General features: G+C 41.4%; 13 protein-coding genes. 10 read left to right on the top strand and 3 right to left on the bottom strand.

Features of this window, described 5'->3' with window-relative positions; genetic code table 11:
- From ABI367_RS04825 to ABI367_RS04835, 3 genes are all read left to right on the top strand, one after another.
- A partial coding sequence (locus ABI367_RS04825; protein ID WP_462227250.1) for a phosphoribosylaminoimidazolesuccinocarboxamide synthase occupies window positions 1-666 on the top strand: 666 nt, incomplete at its 5' end.
- 47 nt (window positions 667-713) lie between these two features.
- A complete protein-coding gene (locus tag ABI367_RS04830; protein WP_462227251.1) occupies window positions 714-1,091 on the top strand; it encodes an STAS domain-containing protein in 378 nt (125 codons plus the stop codon).
- 22 nt (window positions 1,092-1,113) lie between these two features.
- Window positions 1,114-2,025: a ribonuclease Z gene (locus ABI367_RS04835; protein ID WP_462227252.1), complete on the top strand. Its 912-nt coding sequence runs from the start codon at window positions 1,114-1,116 to the stop codon at window positions 2,023-2,025.
- Window positions 2,026-2,031: 6 nt separating this feature from the next.
- Here ABI367_RS04835 and ABI367_RS04840 read toward each other — a convergent pair whose 3' ends face one another.
- On the bottom strand, window positions 2,032-2,961 hold the full coding sequence (locus tag ABI367_RS04840) for an MlaD family protein (RefSeq protein ID WP_462227253.1): 930 nt from the start codon (window positions 2,959-2,961) through the stop codon (window positions 2,032-2,034).
- Between the two features lie 19 nt (window positions 2,962-2,980).
- Window positions 2,981-3,871: an N-acetylmuramoyl-L-alanine amidase family protein gene (locus ABI367_RS04845; RefSeq protein WP_462258024.1), complete on the bottom strand. Its 891-nt coding sequence runs from the start codon at window positions 3,869-3,871 to the stop codon at window positions 2,981-2,983.
- 117 nt (window positions 3,872-3,988) lie between these two features.
- On the opposite strand from ABI367_RS04845, the gene ABI367_RS04850 reads away from it, so the two are divergent.
- The 4 genes from ABI367_RS04850 (at window position 3,989) to ABI367_RS04865 (ending at window position 10,096) form a co-directional block, all read left to right on the top strand.
- On the top strand, window positions 3,989-6,943 hold the full coding sequence (locus ABI367_RS04850; RefSeq protein WP_462227255.1) for a putative LPS assembly protein LptD: 2,955 nt from the start codon (window positions 3,989-3,991) through the stop codon (window positions 6,941-6,943).
- A 1-nt stretch (window position 6,944) separates the two neighbouring features.
- Window positions 6,945-8,186: a competence/damage-inducible protein A gene (locus ABI367_RS04855; protein ID WP_462227256.1), complete on the top strand. Its 1,242-nt coding sequence runs from the start codon at window positions 6,945-6,947 to the stop codon at window positions 8,184-8,186.
- Between the two features lie 48 nt (window positions 8,187-8,234).
- On the top strand, window positions 8,235-9,659 hold the full coding sequence (locus ABI367_RS04860; protein ID WP_462227257.1) for a dihydrolipoamide acetyltransferase family protein: 1,425 nt from the start codon (window positions 8,235-8,237) through the stop codon (window positions 9,657-9,659).
- A gap of 92 nt (window positions 9,660-9,751) precedes the next feature.
- The gene (locus ABI367_RS04865; protein ID WP_462227258.1) at window positions 9,752-10,096 is read left to right on the top strand and encodes a phosphoribosylpyrophosphate synthetase; all 345 of its coding nucleotides are present in this window, start codon (window positions 9,752-9,754) and stop codon (window positions 10,094-10,096) included.
- A 110-nt stretch (window positions 10,097-10,206) separates the two neighbouring features.
- On the opposite strand, the gene ABI367_RS04870 is transcribed toward ABI367_RS04865, so the two are convergent.
- Window positions 10,207-10,764: a hypothetical protein gene (locus ABI367_RS04870; protein ID WP_462227259.1), complete on the bottom strand. Its 558-nt coding sequence runs from the start codon at window positions 10,762-10,764 to the stop codon at window positions 10,207-10,209.
- 87 nt (window positions 10,765-10,851) lie between these two features.
- Here ABI367_RS04870 and ABI367_RS04875 point away from each other — a divergent pair, with 87 nt between their 5' ends.
- From ABI367_RS04875 to guaB, 3 genes are all read left to right on the top strand, one after another.
- Entirely contained in the window at window positions 10,852-12,087 is a 1,236-nt protein-coding gene (locus ABI367_RS04875) for a M16 family metallopeptidase (RefSeq protein ID WP_462227260.1), read from the top strand.
- Between the two features lie 79 nt (window positions 12,088-12,166).
- Window positions 12,167-13,444 (top strand): M16 family metallopeptidase, encoded by a 1,278-nt coding sequence (locus ABI367_RS04880; RefSeq protein ID WP_462227261.1) that lies wholly within the window; start codon window positions 12,167-12,169, stop codon window positions 13,442-13,444.
- A 212-nt stretch (window positions 13,445-13,656) separates the two neighbouring features.
- The gene (guaB, locus tag ABI367_RS04885) at window positions 13,657-15,126 is read left to right on the top strand and encodes an IMP dehydrogenase (protein ID WP_462227262.1); all 1,470 of its coding nucleotides are present in this window, start codon (window positions 13,657-13,659) and stop codon (window positions 15,124-15,126) included.
- The last annotated feature ends 50 nt before the right edge of the window (window positions 15,127-15,176 follow it).

Consider the following 15,176-nt stretch of genomic DNA (forward strand, 5'->3'; position numbering starts at 1 on the left):
CCTTTTAAGGTAGAGATGGTGATTCGCGGTTACCTGGCCGGACATGCCTGGCGCGAATACAGTGCAGGCAGGAGGCAAGTATGCGGAGTAAGTTTGCCCGAAGGACTAAATGAAAATGATATACTGCCCGAGCCCATTATTACCCCAACAACCAAAGCAGCGGTAGGGCATGACGAGGATATATCCCGCGAAGAAATATTAAAACAGGGCATCGTATCAGAAGCTGATTATGTGCAGTTAGAAAATTATACCCGTTTATTATTTAAACGTGGTACCGAAATTGCCGCCAAACAAGGTTTGATATTAGTTGATACCAAGTACGAATTTGGCAAAGCCGATGGTAAAATATATTTGATAGACGAGATACATACGCCCGACTCGTCCCGCTATTTTTATAGTAACGGGTATGTTGAACGTCAAAAAAACAATGAGCCTCAAAAGCAACTTTCAAAAGAGTTTGTACGCAAATGGCTTATAGAAAACGGTTTTCAGGGAAAAGATGGGCAGGTAGTGCCATTAATGACAAAAGAAATAGTTACTTCAATATCTGAAAGATATATTGAGCTATATGAACAAATAACAGGCGAACAGTTTGTAAAACCCGACAGTACAGAAATATTACAGCGTGTGGAAAGTGCAATTAACCATGCGCTATCTGCATTGTAATTAGTAAATAAAATTATATATTAGCATATAATTTACGAAGAAAGAGAATGAAGTTTTCTATAGACAAACACGAGAAATATATTTTAATAAAGCTTAATGAGTCAAAATTGAACTCGTTAGTTACCCCTCAATTAAAATCTGAATTGATATTAACCAATACCGAAGGTCAGCGTAATATTATTCTTGATCTGTCGCAGGTAAAATTTGCTGATTCATCGGGTCTTAGCAGCCTGTTGGTTGGTCACCGTTTATGCAAAAGCGCCGAAGGTTCATTTATACTTACCGGCTTAAATGATGCCGTTACCCGTTTAATAACTATATCCCAGTTAGACAATGTGCTTACCGTTGTGCCAACAACCAAAGAAGCTATTGATTTGATTTTTATGGAGGAGATAGAAAAAGAGTTGAAGAAAGAAATCAAATAAAACTGTTAATTGTTTACCCGGTATGAAGTTTGAAGTTACCATACTTGGAAGCAGTTCAGCAACACCTATTTATAACAGAAACCCCACATCGCAGGCGTTAAATATTAACGAGCGTTGGTATTTGATTGATTGTGGCGAAGGCACACAACAGCAAATGCTGCGTTTTGATATTAAAGCCAGCCGTATTGACCATATTTTTATCAGCCATTTGCATGGCGACCATTACCTCGGTTTGGTAGGTCTGCTATCGTCAATGCACCTTAACGGACGCGTAAAGCCATTAAAACTTTTTGGCCCGGCGACGTTAATGGAGATTATTGAGCTGCAATTAAAATACTCTGAAACTACTTTAAATTATCCTATTGAATTTACACCAACCAATGCCGAAATAGCACAGGTAATAGTTGATAATGACGACGTAACCATTGAAACCATACCGCTTGACCATCGTATAGCCTGTACCGGGTTTATATTTAAAGAAAAAAAGCGCTTACGTAAGTTATTAAAAGAAAAGCTGGAAGAATTGAATGTGCCCGTTCAGTTTTTTACAGCGCTAAAAAAAGGTAAAGATTATGTGGCCAACGATGGCACCGTATATAAAAATAATACCCTCACCATTGATTCTGAACAACCTAAAAGTTATGCTTATTGTTCAGATACGCTTTTTAACCCGGCATATTTTGACCAGATAACTAACTCCGATCTGCTATACCACGAGGCCACTTTCTTAAACAATATGGCCGACAGGGCCCGCGAAACTCACCATACTACCGCATTGCAGGCCGCAAACATAGCGCTGCAAACCAACGCGAAAAAATTACTGATAGGGCATTTTTCGGCACGTTATAAAAGTCTTGATGAACTGCTTGAAGAAGCGCAAAGTGTTTTTCCGAACACGGAGTTGGCTATTGAGGGAAAAACGTTTGCTATTTAAGCAGTATTAAAACACCGAGAAATGTACGTACCGTTTTGGATGCGCTTTGATATCAATAAATAAAGCATCCAGGTTTTTTGAGGCATAATCTAAATGGCGGTATAACGAATCGTCATTCATCAACTTGCCCAAAGTGCCGTTATTGCTATTTAATTTACTGATAGTTTGTTGTAAATCGGCTATGGCCTTGTTGGCGTTTTCTATTGTTTGTTTAACGTCCGAGTTAGCAAGGTCGCCGCTAAAACGCTTAAAATTTGATGTTACATCTGTTAAACCCGCGGTACTGTTTTTAAGGTTGACCGATACCGCTTCGGCATTGGTTAATATACCGTTTATATGGCTTGTTTGGCTCCCAACAATATAATCTATTTTTTTGGTGGTACCTTCTAAGGTCTGCAATGAGTTGGCGATGCTATTAAAGCTTCTATCTACATTGCGCTGAAAGCCCGGGTTTAGTATACGGTTAATAGCCGCCAGTGATGAGTCGAGTTTGGTCATCAGGTTTTCGGCCTTGGTTTGAATGGGCTGCAGGCTTTCGGCCAGACTGCCTTGCACATCGGCACGTAAAGTGTCTTTATTTTCGGCATATTCATTACTGTTTCCCAACTCAAAAACTATAGCTTTGCCACCCAGTAAGTCGGTGCTAACCAGGCGGGCCAGTGTATTAACAGGTACATTATATTGGTCATCTATTTTAAATTCAACAACGGTATTGCCATTATTACGCAGTTCCATTTTTGAAACGCGGCCAATTTGAAAGCCATTAACCAATACCGGTTTTGATACGGTAAGCCCATCAACACTATGGTAAATAGCATAAAATTTATTGGAACCCGAAAAAACATCATTGCCACGCAGATAGCTGTAACCTAATATAAGTATGGTGATTGTAACGGCAGTAAGTGCCCCTATTTTAGTTTCGTTGGATAGTTTCAAAGCTTTATATATAACGTTTTCAATCAGCAGTTTGTTCTGCTTCCTTTTTATAAGTTTTTATCCCTCTAACAATCGCATTAACAATTTCGTTTTGTCCATCTTCAGAATTTAAGTAATCTTCGTCCTGCGGATTATTTATATAGCCGGTTTCTACCAATACTGAGGGCATTGCCGTATGGTCAAGCACAAACAGCACCTGTTCCCTTAATCCTTCGCTTTTGCGGCCCTCGTCAATAAATTCATTATTGAGTAAATCAGCTAAGTGTATGCTTTGTTTGCGGTATTTGTTTTTTAATTGATTGATCATGATGGTGGTAATAGGGTCATCAGGCTCTTTGGCGGCTTTTTCGTCATCCTTACCATCGCCGATTTCAACGTTCTCCATCAGAGCCTCAACTTGCGGCGCGGTTCTTTTGGTATCGTATACCAGCATTAACACGCCCCGGCCCGAACGGTCAGGAACGGATACTGTTCTATAAATTTTTTTGCCTTTTCGGTGGCCAACAACTTCGCGTACTGTGCGGTTAGGCAAGGCATTGCAATGTATTGAAATAAACAGGTCGCCTTTGTTTTGATTGGCAATATCTGATCGGGTTTGAAATGGTACATCATCAGGTGTTGTACGTGTCATAACAACCCTAACGCCGTCAATCTCTTTTTCTATGGCTTTCTGCAATTTTTGCGCAATAGCAAGCGTTACATTCCTTTCAAACGAATAAGAACCTTCGGCACCCGGCGAATAACGGCCCCCTTCGGGACGGCGGTTACCGTGGCCGGCATCAACAATAATGGTTTTAATTTTAAAGCCATTATTTACAAGGGTATCTCTTTTCGTAGAAGCTAATGACTTGAACGAAAAAAGCGAAAAACAAATTACAAATGCCGATAAACCATAAATCAATCTTTTCAATGCCTTAATTTTCATTATTTTTGAACGCGTTTTACTATGTCCGCAATATAACTATTCATAATTAATTTGAAATTCACTAGCTTATTTTTTCTGATTTCGATCTTCTTACTGATAAATATGTTAACTGCTATCGGTAAAAGCAACGTTAACAGCTATCGGTTTATTGCTAATAGTATTTTACAGATAGATACCACACAAAAAATTAAGCCCCCTAAAGATAGCAAAACCTCAGCTATTTTGCCTATAAAAACAGCCGCTATTAACGATTCTAAAAAACCGGGTGATACTACAAAAACAGCAATAAATGAGTCAGATGGCAAGTTGATATCAAAAACAGCAAACGTTATACGCTACTCAGATGACCGTAATATAATATACCTGATTGGGAAGGCGCATATTAATTATACGGCTTTTGAAATGGATGCTGATTATATCCAGATAGATCAAAAGGCAAACATTATTTTAGCATCAGGAAACATCGTAAGAACATTTAAGCCAACTAAAGATAAGAAATCTAATAAACTCGTTGTAACAGGTAATGACACCACAAAAAAGCTTATTGACACTACCAAAAAGGGTAAAAGTGATTTAATTGACGACCTGACAGCCCGGTCGGCAGACACTATTCGTTACTCTGCAGATCATTCTATTCTCTATCTTATAAACAAAGCCCGGATAGATTATAATGGCATGCAGCTTGATGCTGATTATATTGAAATAAACAGCAAAACACATATTATTTTTGCCCGGGGAAGTATTGATCCTAAAACAAAAAGATATGTTGGACGGCCCATATTAAAGCAGGGTACTGATGAGCCTATTACTGCCGACTCGCTTAGGAATAATTATGAAACAAAGAAGGCTAAGGCCTGGAACTCATCAACCAAACAGCAGGAAAATTACCTTACGCACGGCGAGGACAAAAAAATAAATGAAGACGAGATAGCTATACGCAATAAAGTTTTTACCACGTGCGACAAGCCCGACCCTGATTTTGGTATAATAATAACCAAGGGTATTGTTGAGAAAAAGCGAATTATATCCGGCCCGGCTTACCTTGAAATTGAGGGGGTGCCTATACCCATTGGTATCCCGTTTGGGTTTTTTCCGAAGATGGATACACGTACATCAGGTTTAATACTGCCTACCTTTGGCGAAGACCAACGCCTGGGATTTTACCTGCGTAATTTTGGTTATTATTTAGGATTAAGTGATTATGCCGACCTTACTACTATGGGTACCTATTATTCTAACGGATCATATGAGGTTAATACCAACCTTAATTACCGTAACCGCTATAAATATAGCGGGAACCTTACATTAAGTTATGGATCGCACAATAACAAATTACAGGGCGACCCGGCTGACAAGGATTTTAATATCACGTGGTCGCACACTAAAAACCCTAACGCTAACCCCGGCAGTACTTTTTCCGCATCAGTAAATGCTGGTACCTCAACTTTTTTTCAAAACGATGCCAGTACGGTAGGCTATAACTTACAGGCGCTAACCCAAAACAACCTGCGGTCAAGTATTTCTTATGGGCGGGTTTGGGCAGGTACGCCATTTGCACTTACAGTAAGCCTGGGCCATAGTCAGGACCTTACCCGTAAAACAGTTACGCTTGATTTGCCTACGTTTAACTTTAGCATGGCTACCATTAGCCCTTTTGATTCAAAAACGCGGGTTACTACCGAGCAAAAATGGTATCAAAAAATAACCGTGGGCTATACTTTAACAGGTACCAATAAAATTAACAATGTGCCAGAGGCAGAATTATTTACAGCCACTACATTAACTAAAAAAATGCAAAATGGCTTACAACATCAAATACCTATTGGGCTAAATTTAAACGTGTTTAAGTATTTTCAATTTAATGCCAATGTAAATTATACTGACCGCTGGTACTTTCAAACTATACGAAAGCGGTATGGCCGCGCCGACTCGTTAATTACCGATACTGTTCCGGGGTTTCAACGTGTGGGCGACTATAGCGCAAGCGCAGGTTTTTCAACCAAAGTTTACAATATGTTAACCTTTAAAAACGGAAAAATAAAAGCCATCAGGCATGTAATGACGCCAAGTATATCATTTAGTTACCGGCCCGATTACAGTTCATTTGATTATAGCTTTAACCGCAGTATAGTTAGTAATGCCACTGTACCGTACCCGGTAGTGTCGCAACGTTATTCTATATTTGATCAGGGTATTTTTGGCGGGCCCGCTGGCGGCAGGCAAGCCGGGTTAGGTTTTGTTTTAGATAATAATGTGGAGGCAAAGGTGCGGGCCAAAAGTACCGATACCAGCGCCGTCGAAAGGAAAATACAATTATTGCAAAGCTTAACATTTTCTACGTTTTATAACTTTGCTGCCGATTCGTTTAAGCTTCAGCCTATTGCCATATCCGGACATACCAGCATTTTTAATAACAAAGTTGATATTTCATTTGGTGGGGTGTTAAATCCATATTCAATGCGGGTGCAAGATACTATTCAGAACGGGCAGGTTATACGGTACGCGCGTATGTTAAACCGTTATTCATTTCTTGACGGGCATTTCCCTTTATTACAATCGTTCAGCATATCAGCCAGCACCAGTTTAAATTCTACATCATTTAAACCTAAAGCACCGCTGCAACCCATTGGTAACGGGCTACGAAACATGAATCCCGAACAGGCACAAAAGTTAGCCCTGCTTAACAGCGATCCTGCGGCTTATATTGATTTTAATATACCGTGGAACCTTACGCTCAGTTATAATTTTTCTTACACCAATAACGTAGTAAACACGGCTACCACCAATACCTTAATGATAAGTGGCGATGTTAACTTAACCAAAAAATGGAAGGTGATATTTAATAGCAACGTCGATCTTAAGGTGCGGCAGATAAGTAGCGCAACTTCGTTTGCAATTGCACGCGACTTGCATTGCTGGGATTTGTCGGTGCAATGGCTTCCCTTTGGTTATTATAAATCATACAATGTTACTTTAAGGGTAAAATCAGATATTTTGCAGGACCTTAAACTGAGCAAAAGAAGCGATTATACCGGTGGTGGTCAATTTTCCAGATAATATGCTTGCAGAAATAATTACCATAGGAGACGAAATACTTATAGGCCAAATAGTGGATACCAATTCTGCATGGATGGCTAAACAGCTCAATGATGCGGGTATACGTGTAAAGCAGATATCATCAGTATCAGACAACCGTGAGCATATTTTAACCGCGCTTGCTGAAGCAGCCGAACGGGCCGATATAATTTTAGTTACCGGCGGGCTTGGGCCAACTAAAGACGATATCACAAAAAAGACTATAGCCGAATACTTTAATGTGGGCATGGTTGAAAACCAGGAGGCCTTAAATAGTGTACTGCGCATATTTTCAAAATATAACCGCCCCATGCTGGAGATAAACCGGATGCAGGCACAGGTACCTGCAAATTGTGAGGTGATAATCAATAAAAATGGCACGGCACCGGGTATGTGGTTTAATGAGGATGGCAAAATATATGTATCAATGCCGGGTGTGCCCTTTGAAATGATGTACATGATGGAGGAAGAGGTAATACCTAAACTGATAGCCTCTTTTAAACTGCCCGTAATTATACATAAAACCATATTAACGGCAGGCGAAGGAGAATCATTTCTGGCGGAAAAAATTGCAGATATTGAAGATGCCTTGCCTGATTATATAAAACTGGCCTATTTACCCAAATTGGGGCAGGTACGCTTGCGTTTAAGTGCCTACGGCGATAATGAACAATTACTTAAAAGCGAAATAAACCAATACGCAGCCAAACTGATTGAACGTATAGGCAGCGCGGTTGTTACGGATGAAGATGTACCGCTTGAGAAAGCTATACTTGATTTTATGGCGGCAAGAAACCTGACCCTGTCTGTAGCCGAAAGCTGTACAGGTGGATATATTTCGCACTTGTTTACCCAGCATCCGGGGTCATCAAAAGTGTTTTTTGGTGGCGCCATATCATACTCGTACGAGCTAAAAGAAAGCCTGTTGGGTGTTAACCATGAAACATTATTAAAATTTGGAGCGGTAAGCGAAGAAACGGTTAAAGAAATGGTAGCGGGCGCCTTGAAAAATTTTAAATCAGATTATGCCATAGCGGTAACTGGTATTGCCGGCCCTGATGGCGGTATGCCCGACAAACCTGTAGGAACTGTTTGGATTGCAGCGGCATCGGCAAAAAAAACAATCGCCAAAAAATTCACATTCGGCAATAAGCGCCAGCAAAATATTGAAAGGAGCGCTGCGTCGGCCTTAACAATGTTGAATACTTTACTTCGCGATGTTTAAAACTAAACCTAAAAATATCTAATTTTACCCATCGAACTATAATTTTTTATGGCCAAATACCAACTGTTATTACCGAGGATGGGGGAGAGTGTTGCGGAAGCAACCATAGTTAAGTGGACAAAGAACACGGGCGACTATATAAATGTTGATGACACGGTAATAGAGATTGCTACTGATAAGGTTGACTCTGATGTGCCATCGCCTGTTTCGGGGCGGTTGGTTGCGCAGCTTTGCAAGGTAGATGATGTAGTACAGGTGGGTGATGTGGTGGCTATAATTGAAACTGACGAAATTGAAGAAGTTATGCCGGCACCGGCACCGCAACCAGTAGTACAGCCGCAACCTGTGGCGCAACAACCAACGGCTGTACCGCAAATGCCAATACCAGGTACAGAATTATTAGCAAAGCCTGCAAGCCCGCATAATGATGCGTTTAAAAGTTCGCCAAGGTTTTATTCGCCACTGGTAAAGCAAATTGCTATTGAAGAAAAAATCAGTGTAGAAGAACTTGACCGCATACCCGGTACAGGTGCCGAAGGTCGTTTAACAAAAGATGATTTGTTAGCGTATGTTAAACAAAAGCAAAGCGGCCAGCAACCTGCGCAGCGCCAAGTTGCACAGGCTGCTGCGCCAACATATACACAGGAAGCGGAGAAAAAAACAAATACACCACCCGCACCACCCCAGCAACCCGCAGCACAACCGGCCGCGCCGCAACCGGCAGCAAGGCCCCAGCCTGCTGCGCAGCAGGTAAATACTTCGCAAGGTGATGAGATTATTGAGATGGATAGGATGCGCCGCTTAATTGCCGACCACATGGTAATGAGCAAGCAAATTTCTCCGCACGTTACCTCATTTGTCGAAGCTGATGTAACCGGCTTGGTTATGTGGCGCGAAAAGGTTAAAAATAGTTTTGAAAAACGCGAAGGCGAAAAAATTACCTTCACCCCCATATTTATCGAAGCCATAGTAAAGGCTATTAAGGAGTTCCCGATGATCAATATCTCGGTTAATGGTACCCAGATCATCAAACGGAATGCTATTAATATCAGTATGGCTACGGTATTGCCTGATGGTAACCTGATTGTGCCGGTTATTAAAAAGGCTGATGAGTTGAGCCTGATAGGTTTAACCAAAGCGGTTAATGACCTGGCAAAAAGATCTCGAGCGGGCAAATTGGTGCCTGATGATGTAAAAGATGGTACTTTTACCTTTACCAATATCGGTTCGTTCGGCAATATAATGGGTGTGCCTATTATTAACCAGCCACAGGCCGCCATATTAGCGGTAGGGGTTATTAAAAAGAGGCCTGCCGTTATTGAAACCGAAGAAGGGGATGTTATAGCGGTACGGCATATGATGTATATCTCTATGTCATACGATCATAGGGTGGTTGATGGTGCGCTGGGTGGTATGTTTTTACGCCGCGTTGCAGATCATCTGGAGAATTGGGACGTTAACCGGGCCGTTTAATTACTTTTCTTTTATCCAAAACAACATTCCTGTTTTTTAGGTTAAGCAGATACAAACAGCAAAGTGTGCTGTTGTTATAAATCTGCTACATCATGAAAAACTACGAAACCTTAGTGGATGCCACTAATGATTTAATGAAAAGAGGATATGAAGCTAATTTAAGCTTAGAGGGCGATACCGTACAGGATAAGTCGCGCGATATAATAATGACTGCTGACGATTTTGAGATAGACGAGTTTTATCGTTTTGAAGGTGCAAGCAACCCGGCAGATACGTCAATAGTTTATGCGGTTACTTCACGTAAATATAACCTTAAAGGTATATTGGTTAATGCCTATGGTACCTACGCCAATAATAGCTCATCAGCCATTGCTGCCAAACTGCACCATCACCAGGTAAGTCATAATCTGCACGGGGAGGATAGGCCGACGGCTTAACGCCCAAAACCTTTTTGTCATTTCGATACGAGGAACGAGTGAGAAATCTATACACACGCAAATTGCAGATGTATAGATTTCTCTCTTCGTTCGAAATGACAGAGTAATTTTTACTTTTCCAATCCTTTCAATAACCTCTTACCTGCACTTTGCATCCCGGCGCTGCCATTGCGCATCAGGTATTGTAGTTGGTTGGTCAATTCTTCCGATATCCACGGATATCTTTCACGCAAATTAAATAACACTTCGGCAGCAAAAACCTTTACCGCTACTTTCACTTTCGGGTCTATCATCCAGTCAAAAAAATGCTCAACTACTTGTTCCATGTCAATGGTTGCCAGTTTATCCTGTATAGCTTTTGGTGATCTGGGTGATGTCAGGTTAAGCGTTATTCGGGAATAATGCCTTTTACTTGCGGGATATTTTATGTTGGGTACTTGTTGCAGCAGGTAATCTATATCATCCAAATAAAACATAGGGTCATCAAAATACAGGGTATCCATTAGCCATGCCATTCTAAACGCTACTTGCTTGTTGGGATGAAAGGTAAGGTCTACCACCTCGCGAAACGGGAAGTTTTGTGCTTTTAGCTTTTTACTTAATTCATCAACCGTGGTTTTACCTAGACTGGTTGTAAGTTGTTTAACAATATCATCGCGAAAAAGCATAATATAAAAGTAATAGTAGCTTTATAATTATCGCAACTTATGTAAAAATTATACATTTGCTAACCACATAAATACAACAGATACTACATGGTTAAATTCAACCGCTTTACACTTAATAACGGCTTGCGTGTACTGGTACACGAAGATAATACAACCCCAATGGCGGTGGTTAATATTTTATACGATGTTGGTTCGCGCGATGAAAACCCCGAGCAAACCGGTTTTGCCCATTTGTTTGAGCACCTGATGTTTGGCGGCTCGGTAAACGTGCCTAACTATGACGAACCATTGCAGCGTGTAGGGGGCGAAAACAATGCCTTTACCAGTAATGATATTACCAATTATTATATCACCCTGCCGTCTTCAAATTTAGAGACCGCTTTTTGGCTGGAAAGTGACCGTATGCTTAACCTGGCTTTTAATGAAAAGAGCCTGGAAACACAGCGTAACGTGGTAATTGAGGAGTTTAAACAGCGTTATTTAAACCAGCCTTACGGCGATGTATGGTTAAAACTGCGCCCAATGGTTTATAAAAAGCACCCTTACCAATGGGATACCATAGGCAAAAGTATTGAGCATATCGAAGAGGCTAAAATGGAGGATGTAAAGGCTTTTTTTAAAAAACACTATAATCCGCAAAATGCCATTATGGTTGTTGGCGGCGATGTTAAAGTCGAGGATATTAAACAACTGGCCGAAAAATGGTTTGGCCCTATCCCGGCAGGAGAAAAATATAACCGCAACCTACAGCAGGAAGATGAACAACACGAAGAAAGACGCCAAACCGTTACTGCCAAAGTGCCTTTAAATGATGTTTATATAGCTTTCCAGATGGGAGGACGTAGGGATACATCATTTTATGCGACTGAATTGTTATCTGATATCCTATCGCGCGGAAATTCATCCCGGCTATATAAAAGCCTGGTAAAAGAAAAGCAGATGTTTAGCGAGGTACATGCCTACATGACCGGCAGCATGGATAAGGGTATGTTTGTATGCGAAGGCAAGCCGTTGGAAGGGGTATCAACACAACAGGCAGAAGCAGCGATATGGGAAGAACTGGAAATAATAAAGACCGAAACCATTCCTGCTGACGAGCTGACCAAAGTTAAAAACAAAACAGAATCGACAATGATATTCTCTGAAATGGCTTTGCTGGATAAGGTGATGAACCTGGCCTATTTTGAGTTGTTAGGCGATGCCGATGGTTTGAACTATGAGATAGACAAATTTTTGGCAGTAACCGCACAACAAATTAAGGGTAAGGCCAATAAATTGTTCAGAAAAGATAATTCGTCCACATTAATATATTTAGCAGAGTAATGATCATTAGGTCATTAAGTCATTAGGTCATTGTAACGCGGCCAAAGACTCAATGACCTAATGACCCAATGACAAAAACATGATCGACAGAAAAACAGCGCCTGATTTTAAGGCTATTGATAATATAAACCTGATACGCCCTCAGCATACACAGCTTGCTAACGGTTGTAATGTATATAGCTTTAACTCGGGCGACCAGGAATTGGTGCGCATTGAATGGATATTTAACAACCTGCGTTTTGATCCTGCGAAACCATTGTTAAATATGGCGGTAAACTCTATGCTTACGGAAGGAACCGGTAAATTAACGGCTGCCGAAATAGCAGACAAAGTTGATTTTTACGGTGCCTTTTTGCAGGTTGATTATGGTTTTGATCACTCGCAGGTTACGCTTTACAGCTTAAACAAGCATTTGAAAAATACCCTGCACATCATAAAAGATATTTTAACCGACTCCGTATTTCCTGAAAAGGAGTTAGAAACTTTTGTGCGTAACCAGCAGCAAAAGCTACAGGTGAGCCTTCAAAAAAATGATGTATTAGCCCGCCGTGAATTTAATAAGGCATTATATGGCAATACCATTTATGGCCTAAATACCGAGCTTGATACCTATAAAACCTTGCATCGCGAAGACATGCTGGCATTTTTTAAGCAAATGTACCAGCCATCAAACTGTACACTGGTAATTGCGGGCAAGGTTGATGAAGCCTCGCTTAAGTTACTGATTGATACTTTTGATAATGGGTGGGAAAATGGCAGTAAGCCGGCCGATAACAGTCAACCGGACCTACAGCCATCAGCCGAACATTTTTATTTTATAGAGAAACCCGACGCCCTGCAATCGGCCATCCGTATGGGAATGCCGTTAATTAATCGCCTGCATCCTGATTTCCCGGCGTTGCAGGTTTTAAATACCGTGTTGGGTGGTTATTTTGGGTCAAGGCTGATGAATAACATCCGCGAGGATAAAGGCTATACTTATGGCATTGGCTCAGGCATGAGCTCATTTAAACAAACCGGTGCGCTATTTATTGCTACCGAAGTGGGGGCAGATGTTTGTAAAGCTGCTGTAGTTGAAATTGAAAAGGAGATCAATCTGCTTAAAACTGACTTAGTACCGGATGATGAATTGGAACTTGTGCGAAACTACATGCTGGGCTCTTTATTAGGTAGCCTTGAAAATGTTTTCTCGCATGCGGATAAATTTAAAAACCTGTATTTCTCAGGCCTGGATTATGATTATTACGAGCGCTACACGCAGACCGTAAAAACCATTACTGCACCCGAATTGCTGCAACTGGCCAATAAATACTTAAATTTTGATGAGTTTTATAAAGTGATAGTTGGGAAGTATTAACCATGAACGTCATTGCGAGCGTAGCGTAGCAATCTCTACACGATAGGTAGCTTATCATCTATCGCGCAGAGATTGCCACAATCGTTCATCCTTTCGTGATGACGCTTTATTAAAATGTGTAGTTGAATTGTAAATTCGAAATCCGACTTTCGAAATCCGAAATAAATCATTAGCTTTGCCCGGCAAATAATACCTCCAAATAATTATTTGCTATGCAGTCAGACTCATCAAAATTTGTTGCCGAAGGATTAACTTACGACGACGTTCTACTAATCCCGGCTTATTCAGAAATTTTACCGCGCGAAGTTGATACCAGTTCTTTTTTAACTAAAAAGATTAGGTTAAATGTGCCGTTGGTTTCCGCCGCAATGGATACCGTTACCGAGGCACAACTGGCTATTGCTATGGCCCAGGCCGGTGGTTTAGGTATGCTGCATAAAAACATGAGCATTGAACGTCAGGCTGATGAAGTACGTAAAGTAAAACGCTCAGAAAGCGGTATGATACAGGACCCGATCACACTTCATGTAGCATCAACCGTGGGCGATGCGGTTAAAATAATGCGCGAATACAAGATTGGTGGTATACCCGTTGTGGGCGAGGATAAGCAATTAAAAGGCATAATCACCAATCGTGATCTCCGTTTCCAGAAGGATATGACCAAGCCCGTGCAGGAGGTAATGACCAAAACCGATCTGATAACTGCCCCTAAAGGAACCACGCTATCGCAAGCGGAAGAAATATTACAACAACATAAAATTGAAAAACTACCTGTGGTTGATGCCGATGGCATATTGATAGGATTGATCACCTTTAAGGATATCCAAAAATTTAAAAATTTCCCCAACGCCTGTAAGGATGAGCTGGGCCGCCTGCGTGTAGGTGCGGCAGTAGGCGTAACAGCCGATACGATGGAAAGGGTAGATGCCCTGGTAAAAGCAGGCGTGGATGTTATTGCTATTGATACCGCGCACGGCCACTCGAAAGGGGTTATTGATAAGTTAAAGGAAGTTAAAGCTAAATACCCCGACTTGCAGGTTATTGCAGGTAACGTAGCCACCGGTGATGCCGCCATAGCGTTGGCTAATGCAGGTGCCGATGGTGTGAAGGTTGGTATTGGTCCGGGTTCTATTTGTACTACCCGTATTATTGCCGGTGTTGGCGTGCCACAGCTGTATGCTGTTTATGAGTGCGCTAAGGCATTAAAAGGCACAGGTGTGCCGGTTGTTGCCGATGGTGGTATTAAGCACACAGGTGATATTGCCAAAGCCATTGCAGCAGGGGCGGGCACCATCATGGCAGGCTCGCTGTTTGCAGGGGTCGAAGAATCGCCGGGTGAAAGCATTATTTATGAAGGCCGTCGCTTTAAATCATACCGTGGTATGGGTTCTATTGAAGCGATGGAGCAGGGATCAAAAGACCGTTACTTCCAGGATGTAGAGGATGATATTAAAAAATTGGTTCCCGAAGGTATAGTTGGTCGTGTACCGTACAAAGGCACTTTATCCGAAGTGATTTATCAGTTTGTAGGTGGTTTACGCGCCAGCATGGGTTATTGCGGTGCTAAGGACATTGAAAGCCTGCAAAAAGCCAAATTTGTGCGGATCACGTCATCAGGTATACGCGAATCGCACCCGCATGATATTACCATAACTAAGGAAGCACCGAATTATACGAGGTAGAGATTAGTGACCGGCGATTAGTGATTAGTTGTATTTTTGTGAATCAATTA

The sequence above is a fragment of the Mucilaginibacter sp. genome (assembly GCF_039935595.1).
Taxonomy (GTDB): domain Bacteria; phylum Bacteroidota; class Bacteroidia; order Sphingobacteriales; family Sphingobacteriaceae; genus Mucilaginibacter.